This is a genomic window from Wolbachia endosymbiont of Drosophila mauritiana (genome assembly GCF_004795975.1).
Taxonomy (GTDB): domain Bacteria; phylum Pseudomonadota; class Alphaproteobacteria; order Rickettsiales; family Anaplasmataceae; genus Wolbachia.
In genome coordinates this window covers 498,968-525,868 of sequence record NZ_CP034335.1, presented here as the reverse complement: position 1 = coordinate 525,868, position 26,901 = coordinate 498,968, and the positions used below count along the sequence as shown (strand labels likewise).

Genomic DNA, 26,901 nt, shown 5'->3' with positions numbered 1-26,901 from the left:
TAGTAGTGGTAGGATAAAAATTATATAGAATTTATGCATATCTGACTCGAAATTTATTCAGAAAGATCAGGAGAGCTTGACAAAAAGCTCAAAATAAATTACCCATATAAATATCCTTAAGTTGCAATTTCTTATATGTCATATGTGATATCAGTTGCTTCAGACCATGCAGGTTATGAATTAAAATCAGAAATAAAGGCTTACTTGGAAATTTTAGATTATACAGTGATAGACCGTGGCTGCACTGCTGAACAAAAGAGTGTAGACTACCCTGACTATGCTGCTGAAGTTGTAGAAGATATAACAAACAAAAAAGCAAATTATGGAATATTAATTTGCGGTACAGGTTTGGGCATGAGTACTGTGGCAAATCGTTTTGAAGGAATCTACGCTGCTTTATGTAATAGTGTTGAGATCGCAAAATTAGCTCGCGAGCATGGCAACGCGAATATACTTTGTCTTGGTGCAGAGTTTACTGCGAGTGGATTAGCAAAAGACATAGTCAAACAATTCCTCGAAACAGAATTTTCAAAAGAAAGTAGACATAAAGAACGCCTTGATAAACTTAGCAATATTAGCAAGAAAAAAACCACAAAAACTTATAACGAAGATGAAATATCAAAATTCGCTAAAATAGCAGGTGAATGGTGGGATGAGAATGGCAAATTCAAGCCATTGCACATGATGAATCCTGTGAGAGTATCATACATCGTTGAGAAAATAAAAGAATTAAAAAAATGCGATTTAAAAGAACTATCATTGCTCGATGTTGGTTGTGGTGGTGGCATTTTGTCAGAGTCAATGGCGCGTATTGGTATTAGCGTTGCGGGAATAGATGTATGTGAGGAAAACATAAAAGTGGCACAGTCGCATGCAAAGAAAGTAGGGTTAAATATAGAATACACACACACTAGCATTGAAGAGCTAAGCAATGACAAGAAGTATGACGTGGTTTTGTTGATGGAAGTGGTTGAACATGTCGATAATTTAGAGTTTTTCATGAAAAAAGCAATAGAGCTGTTGAAGCCAGAAGGGCTAATTTTTATATCGACGATAAATAGAACTATTAAATCCTTCTGTCTTGCAATAGTCGGCGCAGAGTACATATTAAACTGGCTGCCAAAAGGCACACATAGTTGGAATAAATTTCTCAAGCCATCAGAAATTGCAAATCATCTAAGAGAGAACAATGTAACACTGCAAAACATGGCTGGTATGGAATATAATGTAATAAAGCGTGAATGGAACTTGACCAAAGGTGTGGATGTTAACTATATACTTTGTGCAAACGTTGTAATTTGAAATCTCATTCAAGTACTAGAAGGTAATGTAAATATTTTAAGCAGTTTTACTTTACTTAGCAGCTAATTTATCATATGTATTTCCATAGGATATCGCTATATTAGAATATGTTACAATTACTAACCTTACTTGCTGTTATCACTTCAGTTATACTTTTTGGTCATCTAGTTCCAATGGAAGTAAAAACCTTCTTGTATTCAATAAGCCTTAGTATAAAAGAGATCCTACTATTTATAATGCCTTTTATTGTTTTTGCATTAATCTTTAGTAGTGTTAACAATCTTAAGCAGTCGGCTATAAAGTTTATATTGTTAATTATTATAACGATTTTCTTGTCGAACCTTACCTCAAGTCTAATAGCTTATTCTGCTTGGCACTTCATCTTACAAAATACTTATTCAATACAGAACGTAATACAGCATGAAGAAACAATTGTACCTTTATGGTCGTTTGAGCTACCGATAATGCTTTCCAACTTCCGTGCTCTTGCTTATGGGTTTGTGTCCAGCTTAATAATGTCTGCTTTGCTGCCTAAAAAAAGCAAAGAACTTTCTCACAAAATGTCAGATTTAATTTTTGTTATTTTGAAGACATTCTTGACACCAGTTATTCCAATGTTTGTACTTGGATTTGCTTTTAAAATGCAGCATGACCAGGTTCTATCTACAATATTTATGAATTACTCAATAATTTTTATTATTATAGCATCTGTAACCTACCTTTATGTTTTTCTCTTATATGGAGCAGCAAATTCATTCAAGATCACAAGCTGGATAGCTAGTATAGGCAATATGATACCTGCATTTATTACTGCAATGAGCACAATGTCTAGTAATGCAGCTATGCCGCTTACTATTGAAGGAAGCAAAAAAAATGTAAAGCAGCCTGATATAGCATCGTCTGTTGTGCCAATAACTGCTAGCTTTCATTTAGTAGGTGATTGCTTTTTTATTATAATACTATCAATGATAATGACTTTTGGTGGTGCATTGTCTGTAACAGATTATGTGACTTTCCTTCTCTACTTTCTGTTATTTAAATTTGCTATTGTTGCAGTTCCAGCGGGAGGGATTATGGTAATGTTGCCTGTTCTTGAGAAGTATCTTAATTTCTCTCCAGAGATGCTTTCATTAATTACAGCATTGTATATAGTGTTTGACCCAATAATAACTTCAGCAAATGTTATGGGTAACGGTGCGTTCACTATGATGTTTACAAAGCTCTATGATAAGCTTAAGTGATGTCCATTCTAGCAATTAATACTGTAGGTGCTGGTAGTTCAATAGCAGTAATTGATTACGATGGTAATTGTTTTGTAGAACGCAATTCTGCAAACAATAGTCATGCAGAATCATTTTTTCAAATTTTAAGCACTCTATTTAGTAAATATAACTATAATTACGATAAAATAGACCATTTAGTAGTGGTAGTTGGACCAGGAAGTTTTACTGGAATCAGAGTTGGTATATCAGCTGCACAAGGTATAAATCTTGCTACAAATAAGCCGTTATATGGGGTTAGTGCGCTGGAAGCTCAAGCATATGCAATATCGCTACTTTGTGCAAATAGCAAAAAAAATATTAAAGCTATAATCGAAGATGATCAAAAGTTTTATACGCAATTATTTGATTTCAATTTGTTGTTACCGCTATCAAATCCTGCTGTAGTAAGTGAACTCCAGCCTGAAACGGACTGCATTACATATATGGATTGCAGTTTACCAAAGTTGGATGCTAGCCATGCAGGGCTATTAGTCCGTTATAGACTAAAAAATAAACAAAAATTAAATGGTGTTGAGGCTCTATATTTAAATGAGCCTCATTATATGAAATCGTTGCCTATTGCGTAAACACTATTAATTTGGCCAAGTTTGTACATCTGACTTACTATTTCTTCTGCTACTTCTTTTATACTCATATTTGAATTTTCTACCTCTATAGCATTTTGTGGTACAAATAAATCTTCCTCCCTAAATTTAATACTATTTATATTAGTAACCTTCCTATTTTTTCTTTGCTTTTTTGATATAGTACGCTCTTGTAATATCAATGGATTGCACCTAAGTACTATAGGGAGGATTTTTGTGCCCATTTTTTTACTAAGTTCTACTACTGAGTTATATATTCTTATGTTGTAATCATTATTTTTAATTAATTCATCAACAAATATATAATTTTTTGAGTCAATAGGATAGGCTTCTATTGCCTGAAACATAACATGTGTAGTGTTATATATTCTATCTCGAGCTTCTTTGGAAGTTTGATTATATTCAAGTCCGCTTACAATTACTGCATTTATCATACTAGATAATACTATTGCTGTAGAAAGTTTACCACTTCCTGGAAGATCAGTGATATATATGAAAAATTTTGTTAGCTGTTTTTTTATGTCAATGTTTACCATATTATTTTTAATATTAAAACCTACACTTATAATAACATAAAAACGAGGCTTTAAAACATATGAAATATTACATAAAAAGTCGTTTTTATAGTTAAAATACTATGTAATCTAGAAATGTAAACTCTAATCACCTAAGGCAAGTAAAAGTGCTTAGTATTTTAACGTAGGTTCACCTTTTAGTTTGTAATAAACTTTTTTTCACGTATAAATCTTTAGAAAATTTTAGTCAAGAGCTATGTTATTAACAAATAGTGAGTTGAAAAGAGACCTAGTTAACGCCTATCAGATTTTATCTTATCTTAAATTAGATGATCATACGTATACTCATCTCTCTGTACGTTCTGAAGATAAAAAGTCATTTTATGTTTATCCGTTTGGTATACGTTTTGATGAAGTAGATGAAAGTTCATTGATGAAAGTATCGTTTGATGGGAATATAATTGAAGGCAAAGAATATCAATATAATAAAACTGGCTATGTAATCCATGGCTTCATTTATCAAGCAAGGAAAGATATTCAAGCAATTTTTCATCTACATACACCTTCTATTGTAGCAGTTTCTTCTCTCAAGGATGGATTAATCCCAATAAGTCAGTGGGCGCTGCACTTTTATAATAAGGTATCTTACCATGATTATAATTCCCTGGCACTTGATGATACAGAAGGAAAAAGATTAATAGCTGATTTGAAAGAAAATTTTGTGATGTTAATGCGCAATCATGGATCTATAACATGTGGTCAGACTATACAAGAAGCAATGTTTTATACGTATCACTTAGAACAAGCTTGTAAAACTCAATGCCTGACGCTAGCAATGAATAGGGAGTTGTCAATTCCAAGTGAAGAAATTTGCTCAAAAGCCGTAAAGGATCTTCTGTCTTTCGAAAGCAATCTTGGTGAGAGAGATTGGCACGCATGAGTTAGGTTGATTAAAGGTAAGTTATAAAAATTTCTGACTCTTCGATAGATATTAGATTTCTTGCATAACCAGCCAGTCTGAAATCCAATAATGGTTTCACACGCTGTAACTCTTCAATTCATGCAAGAAGTCTAATGTCTCCATCTCTACTTAAGTTAACACCCTTAACTAAGCAGATACAAGTAAATAACTAGTAAGTTTTTTCAATCCTGCTCCACAGCAAATTTTAATGCTATGTGAGTAGTTATAGTGCTGTTAACAATTAAAATGACAAAAATTAAGATGGTGATTAGTAGTGTATAAATATTCAAGGATAAATTTTCAAATTGAGTTAGCAATTTAAAATATACAAAAGTTGGCATTATCATTGGCAAAACAAGAATTTGCGACACTCCTGATGCTAAGTTATTTCGACCAATCATCAATGCATTTCCAGTAGCTGAAATATTAATGATTATCAGCGTATTAAATAATAAAGACACTCCAACTGCTATTGAATGTTCAATATTATTGCCTAGAATTGCAAAGCTGAACATGAAAGAAATCACTGAAATCGGTAACCCAAATAACAACCAGTGAGCGAAGATTTTATAAGCAACTATCAGCCTAGAAGAGAGTGGCTGTACAAAGATTTGCTCTAATATTCCATCATGATAATCAGATGTAAATAAATTATTTGTAGAGATCTGCAAAACAAATGTAGCACATATCCATGTTAATGTTAATATGACTTCTTGTTTACTGTTGTTTTCAAGTGTATATGAAGATAAACTTAACATTATAATAAAAATACATACTATATAAGTAAGATTATTATCATTTATTACTAATTTTTTTACCGAGCTAATCATACCAGGATTTTAAATGTTTATTATAAATTATAGTGTTTACTTTGAGGGTAGTATAATTTTTTGTGTTTACAAGTTATATAAGTTTTAATATATTTTATTGATAATGCTATGGAAAAATTAATAAAAATAAAGTTACCGGAAGATTACGTTCCTTCAGAAAATGAAGAATATATGAACGTAAAACAACTGGAATACTTTAGCTTAAAGTTACAATCAATACTCTCTGAAATGGAGAAACAAGATCTAGAAGATAGTAGTATTTATTCTGATAGAGATAGTGAAAATGGAGAATTAATTAAGCGCCGAAAAGATAGAAAAGAAAAAATTAAGGAGGCGTTGGAAAAAATAAAATTAGGCATTTATGGTTACTGCGATGGAACGGGAGAAGAAATAGGAGTCGAAAGACTTAAAGCTAATCCGCTTGCTATGTATTGTATTGAAGAACAAGAGAGAATAGAAAAAGAAAAGAACGTGTATAACATTAATGATTAGAACTTGTTCGGGAATTCAAGCATATTTCTCCTATGATTATTGTCCAATAGAAATTTCAAATTTTGTAAAATCTTTAAAAACCCAGTTATTTTTAAGAGTGTAGAAAATAGTTATAAGAAATTTTCTAGCAGTAGCAGTTATAGCCTTAGCAGAACCACGCTTCTTTTTTATATGTTCATAAAAGCTTTTCAAGTAAGGACTGTAACGTACAGCAATCCAAGTACATTGAACTAAAGAAGTACGCGCTATTTTTGACCCTCGTTTGGTAATTCTTCCAATTGTACATTGCTGATTAGATTGAGAAACTCTTGGTACAACTCCAAAATATGCAGTAAGTTTCTCAGGTCTACGGAAATCATTAATGTCTCCAATTGTTACAATAAAAACAGCTGCAGAAATTGGACCTATTCCCTTTATGCTGATAAGATTGCTGAACCCAGGAAGTTGTTTAGCGAAAGCTATAATTTCCTTTTCAAGCTTTTTAAGGCTTTCTCGGATAGCTTCTAAATGATAGCTAATCACTTCAATTTCAACTTTTTCTAAAGGATCCCAATTATGCTTTTGAGTAGCACGTTCAAATCCTACTTTAGTTGTAAGTACTTCTTTTTTAATTTTTATTCCATGGTAATTAAAAAGACCATGAACTTTATTGATTAAAGATACCCGTGACTTTACTAACTGATCTCTCGTTTGAAGAAGAGAAGCTAACTGCTGGCATTGTTTGTTTTTGCACCTTGCCTCAGGCAACATATCTTTGCTGAGAAAGAAAGCAATAGCTCGTGCATCATGCTTATCTGTTTTGTTCACAGAGCGACGAACAACTTCAAACTGCCCAGGAGCAATTATTACTATGCATTTAACGTAAGGTGAAACTGCATCATAAAAGAAACAGCTATTACCTGTTGCTTCTATGGCTACTTCATCTGTTTCTTGAAGATCTTTGGTGAAATTATCCAAGTCTTTTAAGCGAAACGTTTGAATATGCTCAGGTTTCCCTTCCTGTAAGTAACAAGCAGTAAAACTATTGGTATGTAAATCAACTCCAATGTGACGCATATTTTTTCCTCCAATTGCATATTTCAATATATCAGAGTAGAATATTGCCGGTTGTTCCAAACTCCTATACGAGGTCATCACATCACATTTTGTGAGCCTCACGATGATTTTCGGTGGCAGGGGCAGTTAATCTCTCCTACGAAGTCTTCTTTCTATTCTTCATATAAGAGCAGAAAGTGCTTCAGAAAAATATCCAACCTGCCACCTAGTCCACTCTGAGAAGTTATTATCTTCTCTTGCTTACAACCAAGCAATACTTATTCATACCATCTCTCCTTAACATAACTCTACTCATAGCCAGATATATGAAATTTTCAGTGAGTAAATCTTATTCTTTCGATAGTCTTCTATTCCTAAAGCAAAAGTCCTTTCTATAACCCACCTTCTTGGCTGCACTTTAAACCCCTCATTGGTAGTAGCTAAGGCGGTGTGTCTTTGTTGACTTAGAACCTACATGAAGGCTTTTTGACAATCTCAATATCCATACCATATTCTTCCTTTATATGATTTTTTAAATTTTCTCCTTGGTATCCCATCACATTTTTTAACTATAGTATATTTTTTTCTTATATTATTTAATGCCACCTTTATCATTTTCATTAGCAGCGCTTACGTAACAATAGAGTATAAAACCCTGAATATCTGTAATTATATGCCTTTTTCTACCCTTTACTTTCTTAAATAGCCTTTGATTCCCCTTTTTCTGTAGTCTGTACAGATTACTATACAAACACTTGACTGATCATACACAGTTTTCCATAGCGGAAAATCATTTAGTAAATACCGCCATTTACACCTGTACACAATACATAGAAAATTGCTTCTAATATTTCTCTTTTGCTATACTTTGACGACCTTCCTCCTTTCCTGTATGATACTCTGGAGTAGCTTTCTATTCTTGCCCATTCCCTTCGATTTAGCTCTGCTGGATGCTTTTTTCTCATCTTTACCCAGTACTAAAACTTTAGATATTATAGCCTCTTTTAATAATCTCTGGACAAGCTCTAGCTTCGGTAAACTCAGGAGAAGATTCTTTTGCAAAAAATGCAGCATGTACAGCATTTTTAATAAAAAAACATGCAGCAAGTGCAAATATTGCTGTCGGTACATAGCGCAAAGGAGAAGCTATACTAAAAAAAGTAGCAGAAGCGACGATTAAGCAACAACAAGTCAGTATCGTTTGATCACATAGATAACGTCTATCAACTCCACCGTATTCAGCCATCAACCCTTTAACTTTATCATTGCTACCGTATGGCAGAGTAAGCGTTTTAATCAAATTCATTACACAATTATTAGTGAAATATGGAGCACACTCTATAACTCTGGAGCCATTAACCTTCTGATTAGGATCTGCACCATATTTTAGAAGCAACTCTACATATTTTTCGCGTTTATCGTTGCCACAATTGATTGCTTGATATAATGGACCTCGACCATTTTCATCTAACATATTAGGATTAGCACCATATTTCAAAAGTATTTCCATAGTATGATCATCATCAAACAAAAACGCTTCAAACAACGGATTTTTACCATTTCTATCTACCATATTAGGATCAGCACCATATTGTAACAATAACTCTACAATTCTGCTGTCATCGAGAACCCTACAATAGTATAACGAAGCTTCATTATGTAATAGCTTTATATTAGGATCAGCACCATTTTCTAAAAGAAGTTTCAAAATACTATAATTTCTTGAATCTTTAGCTTGCATTAAAGCAATAGATAATGGAAAGTAAATATAAATAAGTTCTTCATTGATGTAATCACCAAATCTTCCATCTTTACTGCTTTTGAATTTGGAAAAAAGCTTTTCAAGAAACTTTATATCCTGATTATATAGAGCTCTACTTAAGTAAAACCTCAAATCTTCAGGGGAATTAATTTCATTTAAATTTTCGTCAGTTAGATTTTTAACCCCTTCTATATTTTCCTTAGTGAGAAATTCATATGCAGTACCTAGCTTTTTAAATTTCTTCTCATTTTGTTTCTTCACAACCTCACTTTCACCTGAATGTTTATCAGGATGATATTTCAAGGCTAATTTTCTATACGCTGATTTAATTTCTTGTTCACTGGGCGCATCGCTTGATTCAAAACCTAATATTTTTAAAGCTTTCTTTCTACTTACAATAAATTCCCCACTGAAATATGTTAAATTAAACGTAATCCAAAATTTCAAAAAGTAAAGCTTTTTATGTCAAATTACGTCTATTTCATAACTGTACAAATATTGTAGATCAGGAAACTTCAGTCCTTGATACTGGAATAACATCTCTATACTACTTAGAGTCAATCTCAATATTAAAAAATTTCTCAAATAGAAAAAAGGCAAAAGGAACCCTGTCAGATACTATCTAGTTTTAAAATTGGCGTTCTTTATTGTCTAATTTGACATCCACTCAATAGATACCATTTTTGCATTTAATTTACAGAATGTAGTCTAAGTACAAACTTGTGAAAGGCTTATGTGTAATGCTTCTCCACATAATCACTAATAATTTCCTTAAATTCTTCAAAAATATTATCACCTTGTAAAGTTTTGAAATATTTGCCGTCTTTGTAGACTGCTGAAACAGGTTTTTCTCCGTATCCAGGAAGGCTGATCCCCAGATTTGCATGTTTGCTTTCTCCAGGACCATTTACTATACATCCCATAACAGCAACGCTCATATACTCTACACCAGGATTCTTTTTCTTCCATATCGGCATATGAGTTTTTATGTAGTCATTTATTTCCTCAGTTAATCTACGAAAACGATCGCCACTTGTGCGTCCACAACCAGGACATGAACTCACCTGAGGGTTAAAGTGACGTAAACCTATAGACTGTAGTATTTCCTGACATACTACCACCTCATTAGTGCGTGATTCACCAGGGCGCTGAGTTAAAGAAGCCCGGATAGTGTCTCCAATACCATTTTGCAATAAATAAGTAAGCCCTGCTGTGGTATTTATTATGCCTTTATTACCCATACCAGCTTCGGTTAAACCCAAATGCAGCGCATAATTGGAGGATTTTGCAAGTGCAGTATAAACTAAAATTAAATCTTGCACTCTACTGACTTTACATGAAATGATTATTTTCTCTGCATTAAGGCCAATCTTTTCAGCTTTTTTTGCACTACCAAGAGCAGACATTACAAGCGTCTTACGTAATATAACATCAGAAGTTTTTGGATTACTAGACAAGGAGTTTTCATCCATTAATTTTTGTGAAAGGTACTTATCAAGACTACCCCAATTTACTCCAATTCTGACAGGAAGATCATGCGTTATTGCATACTCTATAATTTTTTCAAATTTTTCATCACGTTTATCACCAAAGCCTATATTACCTGGATTTATCCTAATTTTACCCAAAATTTTAATGTTGTCTGGATAATCCTGAATCAGCCTGTAGAGCTCATATTGTCCACAGCCTACTAATATCTTACCATCAAAACCTTCTTTATTTATTTCCTCTACTATATAAGGTATTGCTTTTGCTACTTCCTCTGAGTTCAAAGCAATTCGCACCAATTCTGAACCTGCATGCGCTAGTTCTATTACTTCTTTTGCATATTTCTGAGCACTGCTTTTTATGTTGTCAGAATCTATATGTGCACCAAGTGCCATGGATTGAACAACTATAGGATTATTTCCACCTATCTTCACTTGTCCAACTTTTACAGTATGAGTTTTATGCCTGGAAACCGGCGATGACTCATATGCATCATCACTCAATGTCAGGTCTCTATCTAGCATATTATTAATCGTGACACTATTTTACTGTGTCAACTACACTGCCAAATGAACTTGAACCATTTAAACTATGCTGTGGTGTTCTATTTAGATCAGTAATAGAATCATGAGAGCACGTTCTTCTTGATGGAGTTTCTTTTATAGTAACATTTATAGGGGAAACTTTTTTTTCTCGTGTTGAAGTAACTTTTTTCCCTTTTTGTTGTTCACTTTTTTTATGCTGCTTACTTTCATACTGAGAAACTGGCTCTTGATCTATAAATACAGCACCCTTTAAACGTGCAAGATTAATACCATGCTGATTGATCATAGCATCCTCCCCATCTTCAACTACGCAAGCTCCCACGTTGTTTGGCTCGTTATCAAGGCTAGCAATTTTTTTTTCTTTTAATTTTTTGATTAGATCTTCTTTATTTACGTTAACATTAGTTTGACCTTGTAACTTTCTTTTCTTGAGAATCTCCCTACGCTTTTCATATAGTTTATATGAATCAGCAAATTCCTCATCTGCATGAAAATTTGTACCACCAGGATTACCAGGAGGTATGTACTTTTTACTAAGCTTCACTTTAGACTTAGCTTCAACATTATGTACAGTAAAGAAACTAGAAACCAAAAATATTAATATAAATAAAACTTTAGAAAAGATCTTAAGCATACTATAGTGAATATTGTGCTTTAAAAGATACCAATTAACAAACTTCAAGTAAATCAGAATCTCTACCAACTTTATAATACAAACATCTTTCTAAAAAATTTACTACCAAAACCTGCAAAATCTAAAGAAAGTTTAAGGTGTTACAAATTTTACGTAACACCTTTTCAAGAAGAGCATTACACTCTTTCTTGCTCTAAATTCTTCAGTTTTTCGGTATCACCTACATTACTAAACTTCCCATTTGGTTTATCTTGAGACAAGTCTCTTTTTCCTTCCCTTTCAGATTTAACTCCTTGATAGATACAGAATGCAACAAAACTAGTTACCGCTATTGCAGCAACAGCACTGACTATGGCACAAGTTAGTATTGCTTGTTCTTGCCCACCTACCATGTCTGCAAATGTTTCTACTTTTTCTTCTAAGCCTGTAAATTTTTCTTGCAAGCCGCTTAAGTGCTCTTGCATAGATTGAAACTGCTCAGTACCAATCTTATCTTCTAATGCACCAAAAACTTTTTCAAACTGCTCAACATCTATCTTTTGAGCTTCTTGCCACTCTTTTAATGCACTAAATACCTCTTCAAACTGTTTAGCATCTATCTTTTGAGCTTCTTGCCATTCTTTTAATGCGCTAAATACTTCTTGAAACTTTTTAGCATCAATATTTTGACTTTCCTGCAATGCTGTTACATCCAATTTATCAAAACCGAATACAAATTTGGTTATGTCCATTTTTAACCCCCTAGCTAATTAATATATTACTATTGTACGTTTTTAGTAGTTAATTTAGTATTAAACACTATACAACTGGGATCCAATAAGAAATATCTGGTCATGCGCTGGAACTTTTGAATTCCAGTTATGCAAGAGATCTATTGATCTTAAAATAACTTTCCTTGGTTTAAGTTAGCGATTATTCTACCAATATCTCTCTCTTTCCTGAGTAACTCGGAGCGCTGACAATACCTTCTTTCTCCATTCTTTCAACAATATTTGCAGCTCTATTATAGCCTATTCTAAGCTGCCTTTGAATGTAACTAGTTGAAACCTTTTGATCTCTCTGAATGATGGCCACTGCTTGCTTGTATAGATCGTTCTCTTCATCTTCTGTTTCACCTTCTGATTCCGAGAAAGAATTTTCATCTTCTTGAGTGATTTCCTCCATGTAGTTTGGCTCACCTTGCGTTTTCAGATGATCAACTATATTTTGCACCTCATCATCACTTACAAATGGACCGTGAACTCGAATAATCTTACCACCAGAGGCCATATAAAGCATATCACCCATACCGAGCAATTGTTCAGCCCCTTGTTCACCAAGTATTGTACGGCTATCTATCTTAGAAGTAACAGCAAAACTAATTCTCGTTGGAAAGTTTGCTTTTATCACACCTGTTATTACATCTACAGATGGGCGTTGTGTTGCCATTATGATGTGTATTCCTGCAGCACGAGCCATCTGAGCTAAACGTTGAATAGAGCATTCTATATCTTTGCCAGCAACAAGCATTAAATCTGCCATTTCATCTACGATCACCACAATATACGGAAATGTCTCCATTTTAAGTGGTATTTTTTCAAATAAAGGTTTACCCGTTGTTGAGTTAAACCCAATCTGTACAACGCGCTCCAACTCTATTCCGCTATTCATCGCTTCTGTAATTTTTTGATTATAGTTTATTACATTGCGCACATTTAAATATGACATCATGCGATAGCGATTTTCCATCTCTTTCACTATCCACTTAAGAGCAATAACAGCTTTTTTTGGCTCTGTTACCACTGGCGTTATTAGATGCGGTATTGCATCATATATTGAAAGCTCGAGCATTTTGGGGTCGATCATTATCATCTTGCATTCATCAGGACTTAATCGATAAACGAGCGATAGAATCATCGTGTTAATCGCAACTGATTTTCCTGACCCCGTAGTCCCGGCAACAAGCAAGTGGGGCATTTTAGTCAAATCTGCAATAACTGGCTTTCCGCTTATTTCCTTGCCAAGTGCAATTGGAAGATTTAAGTTTGCATTTTGGTATTCTGGCGATTCAAGTAAATCACGCAGCATCACAATCTCTCTCTCCTTGTTCGGCAACTCTATTCCCATAGCATTTTGCCCACGAATTATTGAAATACGTGCAGAGAGTGCACTCATCGAACGTGCAATATCATCCGCAAGGCCAATCACTCTTGCAGATTTTGTGCCGGCTTGTGGTTCAAGTTTATATAAAGTCACAACCGGTCCATAACATACACTTATAATTTTTCCTTGCACGCCAAAATCACTCAGGACCTGCTCCAGCAAAGATAAATTCTTATTGCTCTCTAATGCATTCAACTGTTTTCTCTGCACAGATTCTTCTACTTTAGAAAGTAAGTGAATGCTTGGAAACTCAAACTCGCTAGAAGGTGGTTTAAAAATCTCTTCGGTAGCTTTTTTCTGTCTTTCTTTTGGTTGTTGTCTAGTGGTTCTATATTTTTCTTCTAATACTAACGGTGCTATTGAATAATCAGTAGTTTTACGTAATCTGAAAAACAAGATCTTTGGAAAAAAGGAAGCTATTTTTTTGCATAGGAAAAGTAAAGAATAAACTGTTCTCTTCCAACCAACCAATCCTACAATACCTATCGACGCTACTACCGTGAATACATAAAACGGGCAGTGGCCAATTAGAGTATTGCCGACTATTCCACTGTGCATATACCTTGCAGTGGTGCTGAGCGAAAGTTGCTCTAATGTAGAGCATATTCCCAAATTGATTAATACTAAATAGAGAATCTTCAACAACCTTTTTGATATCAAAAAGTAAACTATGGTTGTAGCTATTGTAATACTAGCGAGTCCCAAAAATTGAACTAATATATCAGCTAAATATGAACCTACTATTCCACCTAAATTTGTTACTTTCTCATTTGTAGCTGTATTTAAGGATGGATCTTGATAATTATAGCTAAAAATCGATATATATATATACATTAAAAGTGACAGGTATATCGCTGATTTTAGCTGTTTTTTTAACATCTACTTAAAGTAATAAGTAATTGTATATTTTACAAAGTGAATTGCTATTATCAATATCATCACGGATAAATCTAATCCATTGAATGGTTGTATATACCTTCTGATAACCTTTAGTGGAGGATGGGTAAGTCGGTTTAAAGTTTGCATTATTTTGCTTACAACTTCATTATACATGTTAACCACATTCAATTTAATCAACAAATCCAGAACAACTGAGCATATTAGAATGAAGCTGTAAAAATCAAGTAGCAGATTAAGCAAGTATATGATTGGATGCATATTACTAATTTATACTAAAACCTATTATGTGTAGTGATAGATATAAAATCAAGCCCCACAATAATTTTTATGCTGGAACAGGTGTAAACAATAAGCTATAAGATATTGTAATCTTTGGTTCCAAGTAGATAAAAAACTTATTGATAAATTAACGGAGAGATGTGTACTGTATGAATAGCTTTTTGATCATGTTTATTACATGCAGGATAAGTGTTCAGGTACGTATGAAACCAGCGCTTCTTTTCTTGTCCACCTCTTGTTACCTAAATAGCCTCTGCTCAAGTCGCCCCTTTGTTGTCATCCCAGTGCCCAGACACTGGGATCCAGATTAGCACTAAGTTGGTAAACATGAAAGCGCTTTACAACGTTTTTTATGTGAAAGTCAATGTCAGCTACTCAAATGATACCATTTGTTATAAACTCACTTTTACTCTATGGTCTTGTCGATATCCTGAACAGATACAATATTTTTTATTTATAAAATGAAGCAACTACTTATCGTAAAGTTGATCTATAGATATAATACTACCATTTGATGACTTTTCAGCACATTTCTCACTTTCATATTCTTTATCAGAATCAACGCTAAATACTAAAGTATCTCCTGAAATTTTATCATGAAACTCACTAATAGCAAAAAACGGTACAGTGACTTGTTCTTGTTTTCCACGAAAACTCAAACTAACGCTAAACCTATCTTCAAGAACTTTTAGACCATAAAATTGATGCTGTAATATAATAAGCATTTGAGTAGGATATGATTCTTTCAAGTAGTCTGGTATGACAACACCGTTAAATCGCGTAAAAAACAGTATCTCTAAGTGAGGAGTAAAAATATTATCTAATATAGTATCTAGAGCCTTTTTGATAACTTGAAACTTAGCATAACTAAGCGACTTCTGATAAGCTGTTTTATCCATATAACCCTTACATGTTTGGGGGAACTTCTGTTACCCGGCGTTCCCTAAACCGTGCTTATAGCAATGAAGTTATAGTGCCTAAATTAAGCAGCTAATTCAACATTGTCTTCAGCAGCAAAGTTATTATCGTTTGCATCTAAATTATGAACTCTTAGCGGTGGTATCTAACCGAGCAAAGCTACCATCTTTACTATGCATGTCGATCCTTACTCGCCCCCGTATTAACAAAAAATATGGTGGAGGCGCCGAGTACTGCCCTCGGGTCCAATACACCTATTACAAGGTAATTTTATTGCCATAGTACAAAAAATGCACATCTTTATTATACAGTAGTATTGAATAAATGTCAAGTTGTTAAACGTAAAATCGGTTGTAAGCTAAAAAACTAATATAAAAATTACTTCGCCTATTTATCTAATCTTAGTATAATCAAAGTAGAGGTATTTTTAGAGCTCAAAATCTATCTTCGTCTGCAGACTTTTTTATCAAATAATCAAACTCAGTAAAGAATGTAGCGTATCTTCTTCAGCGCAAATGGGTGCACACATATGCTTAATCTCTGTCGTATGTGCGTTACATTTTTTCTGTTCTTTATTAATAAATATGGGGGATTCTATGCCTAATTCTTAACAAAAAACTACTCAAATGCTTTTGTAGCTATTGAATTTCTGAGTTCAAGAAAGCAAGAGACAGTGTGAGAAATGGCACAAGCCGAAAAAAAGATAAGTTGTGGAACAAAAAATGCAGACAACTGTGGAAAATTGCCTGCGTAACTAGACTACAAATTAGTTTTTCTTATCATAATTAAATCAATTCAGTGCACTTTCTAACTTTCTACTTGTTAGAAAAAAAGCGGATATGAAAGAGGAGTTTCATATTGATCTTGTGAGCCAATTTCTGCTTCTTGCTCTGATGATATCTGCAACACCCCTTCATTAACATCATCATGCAAAAGAATCTTTTCTGTACAAACCTTTATTACGTCTTCCCTTCCACTAGAAATAGCATAATCCAAAGGAATCTTTCCTTCATTATCTTGTATATTAACATTTGCATCCTTCTCTATAAGAAACTCTACTACTTTTACACAGCCACTTTCAGATGCTAAACATAGTAAGTTACTTCCATCAAATGAATTAGCATTTATATCAAACCCATCTTCTTTCCATTGATTGTACATATCAATGTCATGTTGCTGCAGCTTACTTTGAAGTTTTTCAATTATGTTAGATGAATCTACCTTGCTATCATCATTAATCGTCCATAGTATTTTTTCTAATGCCGACAAATTACTCATAATGTTCTCCGATTTTTAAGAATAAATACTAATTATAGTATTAAAGCAAGATATGAGGACGAAAACATTCTATGTAATGACTACTATGCTATAGGTATTAATATAATTTTAAACTGCAATTATTAAATTAGCCATCTGTATACTGAATCTATGTCTTAAAAGGATCATATACATTAATTTCCTTAGTTTTCACTTTTTCATTTAACAACCTCAGAATGGGCTGTAAATCATCGTCGATTGATAAACACAGTACTTCTCTATCAAGATAATTGGCTAAATGATTCTTCTTCTCAAGAATTTCTGCTTCCTCCAATAAGTCGCATTTGTTTAACACGACAGTTTCTTCCTTCTTGATAAGGTCGCTATTGTAAAGCTTCAGTTCATTATGTGTACAATTATAAGCTGAAATAATATCATCGTGAGTTACATCAATTAAATGCAGTAAAATTTTGCACCTTTCTATGTGCCTTAAAAATTTGTGTCCGAGCCCAACTCCAAGATGAGCATCAGCGATTATTCCAGGAATATCTGCTATCACAATTTCGCTATAATCCACTTTTGCTACACCTAAATGTGGTCTTATAGTAGTAAATTCATAATCGCCTACTTTCGTATCAGAATTTGAGCAGCGGGTTAAAAATTTAGATTTACCTGCATTTGGCATACCAATAATGCCAACATCAGATAAAACTTTTAGCTTCAATATTATATTTCTTTCTTCGCCAGGCTGACCATGAGTAAAATGTCTTGGTGCCCTATTAGTAGCAGATTTAAAGTTAGTATTTCCAAGCCCACCTTTTCCACCTTTCACTACTTGAAATTCCATGTCAGGTTTATCAAGATCTACTATTATTTCCTCACTTTCTTCATCGATTATTTGTGTACCAACTGGAACTTTAAGTATAATATCTTTTCCTGCTGTGCCAGATTTATCTCTACTCGTACCACTTTTTCCACTACTCGCTTTAATATGTCTTCGACAACGAAAATTAAGCAAAGTGTTGAGATTTGCATCACTGATGAAAATTATGTCTCCTCCCCTGCCCCCATTACCACCGTTTGGGCCACCAAATTCAACGAATTTTTCTCGACGAAAACTAGCGCAGCCATCGCCACCATCACCTGCTTTTAAATATAATTTAACTTCGTCTATGAAATCCATTCTAACCCGCGATAATATTTAGCATTTTCTCCTAATGAACTTTCTATTCTCATCAATTCATTATACTTTGCAAGCCTATCAGAACGCGACAGCGAGCCAGTCTTTATTTGCCCACAATTCGACGCAACTGATATGTGGGATATCGTTGTATCTTCTGTTTCACCTGAGCGGTGAGAAATAATAGCCCTGTAGCCATTTAATTTTGCCATTTCAATAGCAGCAAAAGTTTCCGTAAGTGTTCCTATCTGGTTTGGCTTGATTAGTACAGCATTTGCCATTTTCTCCTCTATTCCTTTACTTATTAGTTCACAATTTGTAACAAATAAATCATCTCCAACCAATTGAACTTTATTCCCAAGTTTTACAGTAAGTAATTTCCAACCTTCATAGTCGTCTTCATTCATTGCATCTTCTATAGAAATTATTGGATATTTGCCTACAAGGTCAAAATAATACTGAACCAATTCCTCTGAAGTGAGTTCTCTATTTTCAAATTTATAAAGTCCATCTTCATAAAAAGTAGATGCAGCAACATCAAGACCCAGTGCAAAGTGATTTTTCATCGAATAACCGGCAGATTCAACAGCCTGAATTATCAAATTAAGAGCTTCTTCAGTGCTTCCAATGTTTGGTGCAAAACCACCTTCATCTCCTACGTTTGTGCTATAACCTTTTTTCTTAAGAATGCTGCGCAAGTTATGAAATACCTCTGCAGATATTCTGATTGCTTCACTGAAAGTTTCAGCACCAACCGGAAGAATCATAAATTCTTGAAAATCGAGTTTATTATCCGCATGTACTCCACCATTCATTACGTTAATGAGTGGAACTGGCATCTGCTCTTCCCCTACTCCCAAATACTTATATAACGGCATTTTAAAGCTGTTTGCTGCTGCTTTTGCAACAGCAAGAGACACACCCAAAGTTGCATTTGCTCCAAGTTTAGATTTATTTTTTGTTCCATCTAGTTCAATTAAAACTTTATCAATTACACTCTGGTTTGCTGCATCCATGCCAATGATTTTATTTGCTATCACTTCACTCACAGATTGAACAGCTTTCAGCACTCCTTTACCACAATACCTTTTTTCATCTTGATCTCTCAGCTCCAATGCTTCTAGTTTACCGGTCGAAGCCCCAGAAGGGACAGCGGCTCTACCTGTTGCTCCATCACATAGTTCTATTTCTACCTCAATTGTTGGGTAACCCCTGCTATCTAAAATTTCTCTTGCAAATACACTGCTAATTGTCTTTTTCATCATACTAAACCTCTACTAGATTCACAATTGTGTGCACGTTCGGGAAATGTCACCCCAGCGCTGTAACATTTCAGTGTATGAACATTGCAATATACAGGTAATTTGAGTAGCGGATGGTCAGTGCTTGACACTGGAATCCAGTTTTTATTATACAGCCACTTATTTAAAGTTAAGTTTTCTGGATCCCAGTGTCTGGGCACTGGGATGACACCATTCTTAATGGAAGCTATCCCCATATCGCAATGTCTGTACAGTTGTTTGCCTAGACACTGGGATCCAGTTTTACTACACAATTTTATCATATAAATCACCAATGCTTAAGTTTATTTTACTAGCAGCAGCTCTGCAGTTTCTTTTGCTAGTTTAGCTATATTACTACCAGCACCAATAAATAATACTACATCCCCTGAATTTGTCGAATCACTAATAAAATGTGAAATGAGTAGAGCATCATTCATAATCTCTACGTTACTAAACCCATTACTGATCAAGGCTTTTTGTATATCATCAATTCCACAGCCAGGAATAGGCTTATCTTCTGGAGGATGGACAGGAGTGAGAATTACATAATCAAACATCATGAAAATTCGTACGAACTCATCAAAAAAATTACGAATACGAGCAAAACGAAGCGGCTCGATAATTCCTGTTACCTTTCCTTTAGTGGTCAAACGTGCTGCTGCTAGGGTTGCCTGTATTTCATTTGGGTGGTGAGCATAATCCTCAATTAACTTAACACCTTTAATATCGGCAATTAAAGAAAATCTCCTTGCTACTCCTTTAAATTCCAAAAGACCTTTTTTAATCTCTTCATCACTAATTCCAAGTTTCACTGCAACTGATATTGCAGCCAGGGCGTTGCTAACTTTATGCATTCCTATTGCATTTGATAGCACTACATTCTTTATAATTCTGGTACAAGGTTGAATATCTTCTTTTTGTCTTTCGAGAGCGAGTTCTTTTAATCGAAACACCATATGTACATTATCATCATCAATTTCAATACGCTGAACTAACTTTCTAATTATATTAAATTTAGTCTCCCAATCTACCTCTGATAAATCACACTTTTCCTTCGTTATATGCTCTCTGACCATCTTAACTTCTTCCCATATTACCTCTTCTAGTATATCCGCGCATATTGATTTGCTGTTACATTCATCAAAACGGATTCCGGAACAACAATAGTAACTTTTTCCTTCTTTAGTATGACTCATTCCATAATAAGTGTATTTACAATACTGACATACAATTAATTCTTGTAATAAGTATTTACTTCCACTTTGTTGCATGTTTTCTATTTGTAGCTTTTCTTTTTCCATGCTACCTCTCTACAACTTATATCTATTTTGCCTATAGTAAAATATACACATAATTAGCCAAATAAAGGAAAGTGCAAACCAAGTAATTGCATATTCCCAATGCTTAATTGGCTGTATAGTCAATTTTCCACCAAAATTGTCTTGCCACAATATACATTTTTCTAGCTTAATACCTAGATCATTGGAGATTTCTTCTGTACTTAAGGTAAACCACGTATTTGAAGCAATATCATTTTTGATAAACCAATTTTTGCTACCATCACAATATAAAACTCCACTCAAAGCTACTTTTTCAATTTTTGCTTTTTCTTCTTTTTTTTCTCTAACTATTCCTTTATTCACTAATATGTAATGTCCAGTGGTAAGCAACATAGGAGACAGCACATGATAGCCACGTTGACCTGCGAAAACATATAGTTCTATATCACTTAAAATTCCGTCGATTTTAACGTTTCTGTAGTTAAACTTTGAAAGATTATCACTAGGCAGCAGATGAATAACTGGAAGATCCATATTTTTGATAATATTACTCTTCCAATTTAATCTAAATAACTGCCATAACCCTAGTGAAAAAAGAAGTAGAAAAGGTATGATGAAAACAAATACTGTTTTTCTTAACACTCTATATTTGTGTTCTTAAGTAATTTTCAATACCCATAAGCTCAATGAGATTAATTTGTCCTTTAATCCAATGTAAGTGCTCTTCCTCGTTTTGCAGTAGTTCTTCTAATAACATTACACTAATCACATCCTTTTCTTTTTCAGCAACAAAAATTGCCTCTCTGATGCCCTTTATGCCTTCTTCTTCTAACTTTAAATTATCTTCTAAGATTTTCTGTATTGTATCTTTTGTGAACTTTCCGTCATACTTTGAGATTTGATTTGTATCTTGAAAATTTGGTACACCCTCAAGCAGTAAAATTCTTTCTGCTAACCTATTTGCATGTCCAAGCTCTTCATTAAGCTCGTTTCTCATCTTTTCTGCAAACCTATTGATCTTTTTATCTTTGAGAATCGCAGAATGCAAAAGATACTGACGTACGGAAGTTAATTCATGAGTCAGCAATTTATTCAAATGTTCTACTATTTCTTTATTCATAACCTTTCTTTAGCTAATATACCAATGTAATCTACATAACATTCAAGGCAACATCAATTCATTTTTCTCACAACAACCGTACCAAATAGCACATCATGAAATGTCTGTTTCTTCTGAGAAAAGCAAGCAACTAAATACCAACTGAAGGTAAGCATCACTATAATCACTTCTAGTGTACTTAAAGCATTTACTGATGTTTGAAAAAGTTTGATAAAGGTGATAATTGAATTATTTAGCATAGGAAGGAAAAACTGAGAGATAGTGCGATCAAATGCTAAGCTCAAACCTATTTTAGAACTATCTAAAGTGATAGTATATATATTCATTAATTGTTGACCAGGAGTTGCTTGAGCTGTTGAAGATATAAAATATGTAAAGTAACCACAATTTATACACATGTATGACAGGTGTAAAATTAATGGAAAATCCCCTAATGACAACACAATTAGTAAGGCTGGTATTAATAAAATTGCCATATCTATTAAATATGCGCAAAAGCGCCTTTCTACACTAGCGATCTCTGTCATTACCACCTATCTTTCAAATACTTTACTATGAATTCTGTAAGTTTATTAAAATGTTGAAAATATAACAAATCTTCATAACCGCTTATTGATTGGCCGTACATAATAGGTAAGCAATTGGCATTTTGTGCACATAGAATGTCTGTGATGCTATCACCAACAAAAAACACATTTTCTCTATTTACAGGTAGCGTACTCTCCTCCAATGCAAACAGCAGTGGAGTTGCAGATGGCTTATCTTCTGCAGTATCACATGAGCCAACTATTCTTTCAAAGTAAGAATCTAGTTTAAAATAGGCAACTTCTTGACGTAAATTAGTATTTTTCTTATTGCTAACTATCGCTAGGTAAATATTGTGGCTTTTCAGTGTCTGCAGCATTCTCTCTACTCCTTCATTCAGAGTAATATTTTGTAACAGTGCATTATCTAGGTATTTTTGATATATCTGGTTCGCTTTTTTCCACTTATCGCCAAACAAATTGACCATGTAGCTCTTTCTTGATTCATGAGAGTTTCTATCAGCAACTTTGTTGCTACACCCCATTGAATTTAAGGTATGCTGAATGGCATTAGAAATATTATCTTGAGTATCAACTAAGGTATTATCCCAATCGAATACTACCGCTAATCGGCTATTTTTCATTTTTATATTGTGACGTATTTTAAACCAATAAGTAAATAATATTTTGATGATAAAGCTTCTATGTTAATCATTTTTACATAATAACCTAATACACTGGGTATATTATATGCTTTCAGGTAGTAGGTATGTCACAGTTTAAAGACACACCAAGTGTTGAAAAGAAATTCAAAGACGTTTTTAAACGTTCTCCAGGTGCTTTTCCAGAAGGTAGTTCACTGGAAGAGAAGGTTGATCGTATAGCAAAAGGAACGAAAGCTCTTAAGGCTATAAAAGATAATGAGCTTGAGGGCAGAATGAAAAATGTTGCTGAATTAAATAAAGAGCTTCAAAGACGACAAAGGCAAGAAAATGAGGAAATACGTAAACTCACAAGGTCAACACAAGAATTAAGAAAGGAATTTGGTATAAATAAAAGTAGTAGACCAGACAGCAATGATAAATCATTGCAGGAAACTAAGCAAATTTCTAAACAAAAAGACATAGGAGTTCAAGCTTCAATGACTACAAAGAGTAGTGAAGAGCTTAAGCAACCAGATAACAATGATAAACCATTACGGGAAATTAATCAGATTTCTAAGCAGAAAGGCATGGGAGTGCAAAACTCAAAGAGTAGTAAAGAGCTTAAGCAAGATGATACACCACAACCGCAAGAAAATCAGAAAGAAGAAGGCTTGCTTAGTCTATTGGGGCGCTTTTTGAAAAAAATATTAGAAAAACTTTTTGGTGGGGATGAAAAGAATGTGGAAAATGCTCGTGATACAAAAGAAGCTGCTCAAAAAAGTATATCAAATAACGGAATTCAGCAACATAGTATGAGTCAAAGCTCTTTCATAAATATAAATGGAAAAGAGTTCAATTTAGAACCAGGAAAAGCATTTAATTATCAAGATAAAGCTCTCAATATTAAGATTACATACAATAGTTCTGAGCAAGATACAACTTTTCCGAATGTTACTAATGTGATTAACTTAAATATTGATGGTAAGGAACATAATGTCCAACCCGACGAGTCTTTCAATTATAAAGGCCCTGGCTTAGAAATTAGCGTGATGAATGGTAATCAACAAAGTAAAAACTTCGACAAAATTTTAAGTCAAGATCAAAGTATAAGTGAAGGTTTAAAGCAAGCAACAAAGCTTGATGATCCATCGGTAACGCCTGTCAATACTCCTGAAGTAGAAAAAACAAACACAGGTCGCGGAAGATAATTCGCCTTAGATTTCTTGCATAGTCTGGGGATCCAATTTGTCATCCTATGGCTTGATCATAGCTAAAAATCTGGATTCCAGCTTCACGCACTAACTTAAATTATTTATAAAATTTGTTCCGGTAAACCTAATTTGGGTTAGCTATAGAAAGCAAAACAGACACAAATCAGGAAAACAATTAATAGAATTACTGTTTTTATAATAAAAATAATTAATTTTTAAATATTTTATATTGATTTTATCATTAAAGTTCATGTAATATTAATATATTAACTTTGATGGTGGTAAAGAAATGCATGGTAGTATAAGCGACGAAGTGGTGAAAAATTTAGACAAGTTAGCTTCTTATAGACAAGTAAATAAATTTAAAAAGATATTCAATAATCTTAGCACTAACCATAAAAATGAATATATAAGGCATGTTAAAGCAAAACCTAAAAGCTCTAAAGCTATGTCCGGCATACTAAATGCACTAGACAATCAAGAAGCACCTTCTATCTTTAAGGAGTTACTCCAAAAGGATAAAGAGTTTGCTTTCAATACACTCGATTGTATTCATCCCAAATATACTTTATTTAAAACCCTATTTAATCAACTGAACACTCAGCAAAAGGAAGATTATAAAGTAAATTTAGAGACAAAATCAACTGTCAAAGCTGAGCTTATCCTAAAGAATTTTTACTTAAGCAATAAAGAGAGTTCAAGCAACTTAAGTACTGAAAACTCCAATGAACCGTTAGTACAAAACAGAGATGATTTGCCAGCAGCAAATTTCTCTCCTATATCTCCTGCGTTCGAGGAAACAGTTGTTGAACATACATTTGATACTAGACTAGAATTTTCTTCTGACAAAGAGGATCAATCATGTAGCCAAACAGTAATTCCATTTCCGGGTTTTGCTGAATTCGATAATCAATTCCGCAATACTGTAACAGAAAATTCAACAGTTAGTAGTAGTTTAACGTCGAATGAGAATATATCAGATAGCCTAGAAGGTGAGCAATTATCCCCAGAGTATTATAACTCTTTGATAAATGGAGTAACTAGTCTGCAATCCTCAATTGTGGATGATTTGCCAGAGTTAAATTTATCTCCTATAACTCCTGCATTCGAGGAAACAGTTGTTGAACATACATTTGATAGTAGATCAGACTTTTCTTATGAAAATGAACCGTTAGTACACAAAAGAAAGAGAGATGATCTGAATGAATTTTCAGAGCCAAGTTTAGAAAATTTTCTTCCAAGTTTTGCTACATTAGAACAAATAGTTGCTGAACGTGAGTTTGATAATGGAATAGACGAAATATCTACAGTGGAGCCACCAGCAAAGCGCCAGTGCATATCAGTACCTCCATTTGAGGGTTTTGCTGAATTCCATAATCAATTCTGCAATATAGTACCAGAAGATTCAATAGTTAATGATAGTGCAGTACCAGAAGAACATACTAGCCTGGAAGGTGAGCTAACTTTCCTATACTCTCAAATAAATGTCGGAGAGCCATTAACTAGTCTGCAATCCTCAAATGTGAATCCATTGCCAGAGTTCAGTTTCTCTCTAAGCTCTGTTACGCTAGATGAGATGGTTAAGAGATATGGCTTTAATCACAATGACCACGCTCCAAGTGATTTAGAAGCAGTTGTGTTAAAAGTCAATAGAAAAATTGATGTAGCTGTGAATAAGTACTTAAAATTTGTGTGGGCGTACTTATTCACAGCTATGCTATTACTATATAGAAACAGTTTTAGGGCTATACTCCTCAGTAAACAGTCTACCGTCTCTTACTAAAGAGTTAGCAAGGATAAGTAATTTTCTCATTGCAGCAGTAGAAGCAACTTTATATGGTTTTTTATATTGATTGTATAGCCTATCAAAGAAGATTTTTATATAAGAATTGTACCTTTGCGCACTAAGAATGCACATATGTAAAACCTTTCTAATTTGTGATCTACCACCCTGAATACACCTTTTTCCCTTACTAAAACCACTATCTCGATTAAAAGGTGCAACTCCGGAAAGGCTGGATATTTCTTTATGTTGGAGAGTTCCAAGCTCGGGTAGATAACAAATAAAAGTAATAGCTGTTATTGCACCTATACCAGGTATACTAGTTATTGACATATACTTTTTTTTAAGCTCTTGATTTTTATCGACTAATTCCATTACCTCATCTTCTAAGACTTGAATTTGATTTTGTAAAACTGCAAGTAGCTCTTCCATTTGTTTGATTATAGATAAATCGGTTACTTGATGAGCTTGGGTTTTTTGTATTTTTGCTATTTCTACTAGTTGATTCCTGCGAGATAATTTTTGCTTCAAACAGTCAATACTACTAACTTTTAAAGGAGTGACACGCATGTCTGTATTACTAACATAACGTGAGATGATGCTACAGTCTATTTTATCAGTTTTAGTAGCAATACCAAGGCTTTTTGCATAATCTCTCACCCATCTTGGTTGAATGACATATACTTCAAAACCATGGCTTAATAAAGTATAAGCACATAATTTTTCGTACCCACCAGTTGCTTCAAGTCCAACTTTGGTTACGTTATGTAAACGCAAAAAGTCGATTATTTGATCAATAGCTTGAACGTTATTTTCAAATACTTTATGATGTCCAAGTGGATGAATATGGATATCTAGTTTATTTTTGCTAATATCAATGCCAGTAATAATATTTGATAAATTCATAATCCCTCCATAAATAATGTGTATACTGCATTTTCCACCCTTA

Annotated in this window: 28 protein-coding genes, 1 other RNA gene and 1 pseudogene; 8 read left to right on the top strand and 22 right to left on the bottom strand. The window is 33.8% G+C overall.

Annotation, left to right across the window (positions count from 1 at the left end; translation table 11 throughout):
* Positions 1-135 precede the first annotated feature (135 nt).
* The 3 genes from ubiG to tsaB all read left to right on the top strand — a co-directional run bounded on the left by ubiG (position 136) and on the right by tsaB (position 3,151).
* Positions 136-1,302 carry a bifunctional 2-polyprenyl-6-hydroxyphenol methylase/3-demethylubiquinol 3-O-methyltransferase UbiG gene (ubiG, locus tag EJB00_RS02730; protein ID WP_135352963.1) on the top strand — a complete coding sequence of 389 codons (1,167 nt, stop codon included), beginning with the start codon at positions 136-138 and terminating at the stop codon, positions 1,300-1,302.
* Positions 1,303-1,409: 107 nt separating this feature from the next.
* Complete coding sequence (locus EJB00_RS02725; protein WP_015588466.1) at positions 1,410-2,543, top strand: cation:dicarboxylate symporter family transporter; 1,134 nt, start codon at positions 1,410-1,412, stop codon at positions 2,541-2,543.
* A complete protein-coding gene (gene tsaB / locus EJB00_RS02720) occupies positions 2,543-3,151 on the top strand; it encodes a tRNA (adenosine(37)-N6)-threonylcarbamoyltransferase complex dimerization subunit type 1 TsaB (protein ID WP_135352964.1) in 609 nt (202 codons plus the stop codon). Before EJB00_RS02725 ends, tsaB begins: the two co-directional genes overlap by 1 nt.
* On the opposite strand, the gene EJB00_RS02715 is transcribed toward tsaB, so the two are convergent.
* Positions 3,124-3,705: an adenylate kinase family protein gene (locus EJB00_RS02715; protein WP_015588464.1), complete on the bottom strand. Its 582-nt coding sequence runs from the start codon at positions 3,703-3,705 to the stop codon at positions 3,124-3,126. The genes tsaB and EJB00_RS02715 overlap by 28 nt on opposite strands.
* Before the next feature lie 235 nt (positions 3,706-3,940).
* On the opposite strand from EJB00_RS02715, the gene EJB00_RS02710 reads away from it, so the two are divergent.
* Complete coding sequence (locus EJB00_RS02710) at positions 3,941-4,624, top strand: class II aldolase/adducin family protein (RefSeq protein WP_135352965.1); 684 nt, start codon at positions 3,941-3,943, stop codon at positions 4,622-4,624.
* A gap of 203 nt (positions 4,625-4,827) precedes the next feature.
* On the opposite strand, the gene EJB00_RS02705 is transcribed toward EJB00_RS02710, so the two are convergent.
* The gene (locus EJB00_RS02705; RefSeq protein ID WP_015588462.1) at positions 4,828-5,475 is read right to left on the bottom strand and encodes a heme exporter protein CcmB; all 648 of its coding nucleotides are present in this window, start codon (positions 5,473-5,475) and stop codon (positions 4,828-4,830) included.
* A gap of 108 nt (positions 5,476-5,583) precedes the next feature.
* Here EJB00_RS02705 and EJB00_RS02700 point away from each other — a divergent pair, with 108 nt between their 5' ends.
* Entirely contained in the window at positions 5,584-5,967 is a 384-nt protein-coding gene (locus EJB00_RS02700; RefSeq protein WP_015588461.1) for a TraR/DksA family transcriptional regulator, read from the top strand.
* A gap of 36 nt (positions 5,968-6,003) precedes the next feature.
* Here the strand turns inward: EJB00_RS02700 and EJB00_RS02695 are convergent, their stop codons facing one another.
* From EJB00_RS02695 to EJB00_RS02660, 8 genes and pseudogenes are all read right to left on the bottom strand, one after another.
* Positions 6,004-7,023 carry an IS110 family RNA-guided transposase gene (locus tag EJB00_RS02695; RefSeq protein WP_135352712.1) on the bottom strand — a complete coding sequence of 340 codons (1,020 nt, stop codon included), beginning with the start codon at positions 7,021-7,023 and terminating at the stop codon, positions 6,004-6,006.
* A gap of 226 nt (positions 7,024-7,249) precedes the next feature.
* Positions 7,250-7,967, bottom strand: a pseudogene (locus tag EJB00_RS02690) (transposase).
* A gap of 20 nt (positions 7,968-7,987) precedes the next feature.
* Positions 7,988-9,211 (bottom strand): ankyrin repeat domain-containing protein, encoded by a 1,224-nt coding sequence (locus EJB00_RS02685; protein WP_135352754.1) that lies wholly within the window; start codon positions 9,209-9,211, stop codon positions 7,988-7,990.
* Positions 9,212-9,495: 284 nt separating this feature from the next.
* Positions 9,496-10,776, bottom strand: a complete 1,281-nt coding sequence (ispG, locus tag EJB00_RS02680; protein WP_015588459.1) for a flavodoxin-dependent (E)-4-hydroxy-3-methylbut-2-enyl-diphosphate synthase — start codon at positions 10,774-10,776, stop codon at positions 9,496-9,498.
* Positions 10,777-10,792: 16 nt separating this feature from the next.
* A complete protein-coding gene (locus tag EJB00_RS02675) occupies positions 10,793-11,431 on the bottom strand; it encodes a TRP75-related protein (protein ID WP_135352755.1) in 639 nt (212 codons plus the stop codon).
* A 176-nt stretch (positions 11,432-11,607) separates the two neighbouring features.
* Positions 11,608-12,162: a hypothetical protein gene (locus EJB00_RS02670; protein ID WP_135352756.1), complete on the bottom strand. Its 555-nt coding sequence runs from the start codon at positions 12,160-12,162 to the stop codon at positions 11,608-11,610.
* A gap of 181 nt (positions 12,163-12,343) precedes the next feature.
* Positions 12,344-14,452, bottom strand: coding sequence for an FtsK/SpoIIIE family DNA translocase (locus tag EJB00_RS02665; protein ID WP_015588456.1), 2,109 nt, complete (start codon positions 14,450-14,452; stop codon positions 12,344-12,346).
* Positions 14,453-14,731, bottom strand: a complete 279-nt coding sequence (locus tag EJB00_RS02660) for a YggT family protein (RefSeq protein ID WP_015588455.1) — start codon at positions 14,729-14,731, stop codon at positions 14,453-14,455. It abuts the gene before it with no gap.
* A gap of 170 nt (positions 14,732-14,901) precedes the next feature.
* On the opposite strand from EJB00_RS02660, the gene EJB00_RS06125 reads away from it, so the two are divergent.
* The gene (locus EJB00_RS06125; protein ID WP_158673913.1) at positions 14,902-15,063 is read left to right on the top strand and encodes a hypothetical protein; all 162 of its coding nucleotides are present in this window, start codon (positions 14,902-14,904) and stop codon (positions 15,061-15,063) included.
* A 159-nt stretch (positions 15,064-15,222) separates the two neighbouring features.
* On the opposite strand, the gene EJB00_RS02655 is transcribed toward EJB00_RS06125, so the two are convergent.
* From EJB00_RS02655 to EJB00_RS02605, 11 genes are all read right to left on the bottom strand, one after another.
* Entirely contained in the window at positions 15,223-15,651 is a 429-nt protein-coding gene (locus tag EJB00_RS02655; protein ID WP_135352757.1) for a ClpXP protease specificity-enhancing factor SspB, read from the bottom strand.
* A 16-nt stretch (positions 15,652-15,667) separates the two neighbouring features.
* Positions 15,668-16,005, bottom strand: a transfer-messenger RNA (tmRNA) gene (gene ssrA, locus EJB00_RS02650).
* Positions 16,006-16,492: 487 nt separating this feature from the next.
* Positions 16,493-16,948 carry an ankyrin repeat domain-containing protein gene (locus EJB00_RS02645; RefSeq protein WP_015588453.1) on the bottom strand — a complete coding sequence of 152 codons (456 nt, stop codon included), beginning with the start codon at positions 16,946-16,948 and terminating at the stop codon, positions 16,493-16,495.
* 148 nt (positions 16,949-17,096) lie between these two features.
* Positions 17,097-18,110 carry an Obg family GTPase CgtA gene (gene cgtA / locus EJB00_RS02640; RefSeq protein ID WP_015588452.1) on the bottom strand — a complete coding sequence of 338 codons (1,014 nt, stop codon included), beginning with the start codon at positions 18,108-18,110 and terminating at the stop codon, positions 17,097-17,099.
* Positions 18,098-19,372 carry a phosphopyruvate hydratase gene (gene eno / locus EJB00_RS02635; RefSeq protein ID WP_041581386.1) on the bottom strand — a complete coding sequence of 425 codons (1,275 nt, stop codon included), beginning with the start codon at positions 19,370-19,372 and terminating at the stop codon, positions 18,098-18,100. The genes cgtA and eno overlap by 13 nt, the downstream gene beginning before the upstream one ends.
* Entirely contained in the window at positions 19,369-19,605 is a 237-nt protein-coding gene (locus tag EJB00_RS02630) for a WPE palindromic element domain-containing protein (RefSeq protein ID WP_225416331.1), read from the bottom strand. Before EJB00_RS02630 ends, eno begins: the two co-directional genes overlap by 4 nt.
* 87 nt (positions 19,606-19,692) lie before the next feature.
* A complete protein-coding gene (locus EJB00_RS02625; RefSeq protein WP_041581384.1) occupies positions 19,693-20,691 on the bottom strand; it encodes a glutamate ligase domain-containing protein in 999 nt (332 codons plus the stop codon).
* 9 nt (positions 20,692-20,700) lie between these two features.
* Positions 20,701-21,312, bottom strand: coding sequence for an SURF1 family protein (locus EJB00_RS02620; protein ID WP_015588448.1), 612 nt, complete (start codon positions 21,310-21,312; stop codon positions 20,701-20,703).
* Position 21,313: 1 nt separating this feature from the next.
* On the bottom strand, positions 21,314-21,790 hold the full coding sequence (bfr, locus tag EJB00_RS02615; protein ID WP_015588447.1) for a bacterioferritin: 477 nt from the start codon (positions 21,788-21,790) through the stop codon (positions 21,314-21,316).
* 53 nt (positions 21,791-21,843) lie between these two features.
* Positions 21,844-22,317 carry an RDD family protein gene (locus tag EJB00_RS02610; RefSeq protein WP_015588446.1) on the bottom strand — a complete coding sequence of 158 codons (474 nt, stop codon included), beginning with the start codon at positions 22,315-22,317 and terminating at the stop codon, positions 21,844-21,846.
* Positions 22,317-22,958 carry an HAD family hydrolase gene (locus EJB00_RS02605; RefSeq protein WP_015588445.1) on the bottom strand — a complete coding sequence of 214 codons (642 nt, stop codon included), beginning with the start codon at positions 22,956-22,958 and terminating at the stop codon, positions 22,317-22,319. The genes EJB00_RS02610 and EJB00_RS02605 overlap by 1 nt, the downstream gene beginning before the upstream one ends.
* Before the next feature lie 125 nt (positions 22,959-23,083).
* On the opposite strand from EJB00_RS02605, the gene EJB00_RS02600 reads away from it, so the two are divergent.
* Together EJB00_RS02600 and EJB00_RS02595 are read left to right on the top strand one after the other, a co-directional pair.
* A complete protein-coding gene (locus EJB00_RS02600; protein WP_015588444.1) occupies positions 23,084-24,166 on the top strand; it encodes a hypothetical protein in 1,083 nt (360 codons plus the stop codon).
* Between the two features lie 292 nt (positions 24,167-24,458).
* A complete protein-coding gene (locus EJB00_RS02595) occupies positions 24,459-25,952 on the top strand; it encodes a hypothetical protein (RefSeq protein ID WP_135352758.1) in 1,494 nt (497 codons plus the stop codon).
* Here EJB00_RS02595 and EJB00_RS02590 read toward each other — a convergent pair.
* Positions 25,893-26,858 carry an IS110 family RNA-guided transposase gene (locus EJB00_RS02590; RefSeq protein WP_135352759.1) on the bottom strand — a complete coding sequence of 322 codons (966 nt, stop codon included), beginning with the start codon at positions 26,856-26,858 and terminating at the stop codon, positions 25,893-25,895. The two genes, EJB00_RS02595 and EJB00_RS02590, sit on opposite strands and share 60 nt — an antisense overlap.
* Positions 26,859-26,901: the final 43 nt, after the last annotated feature.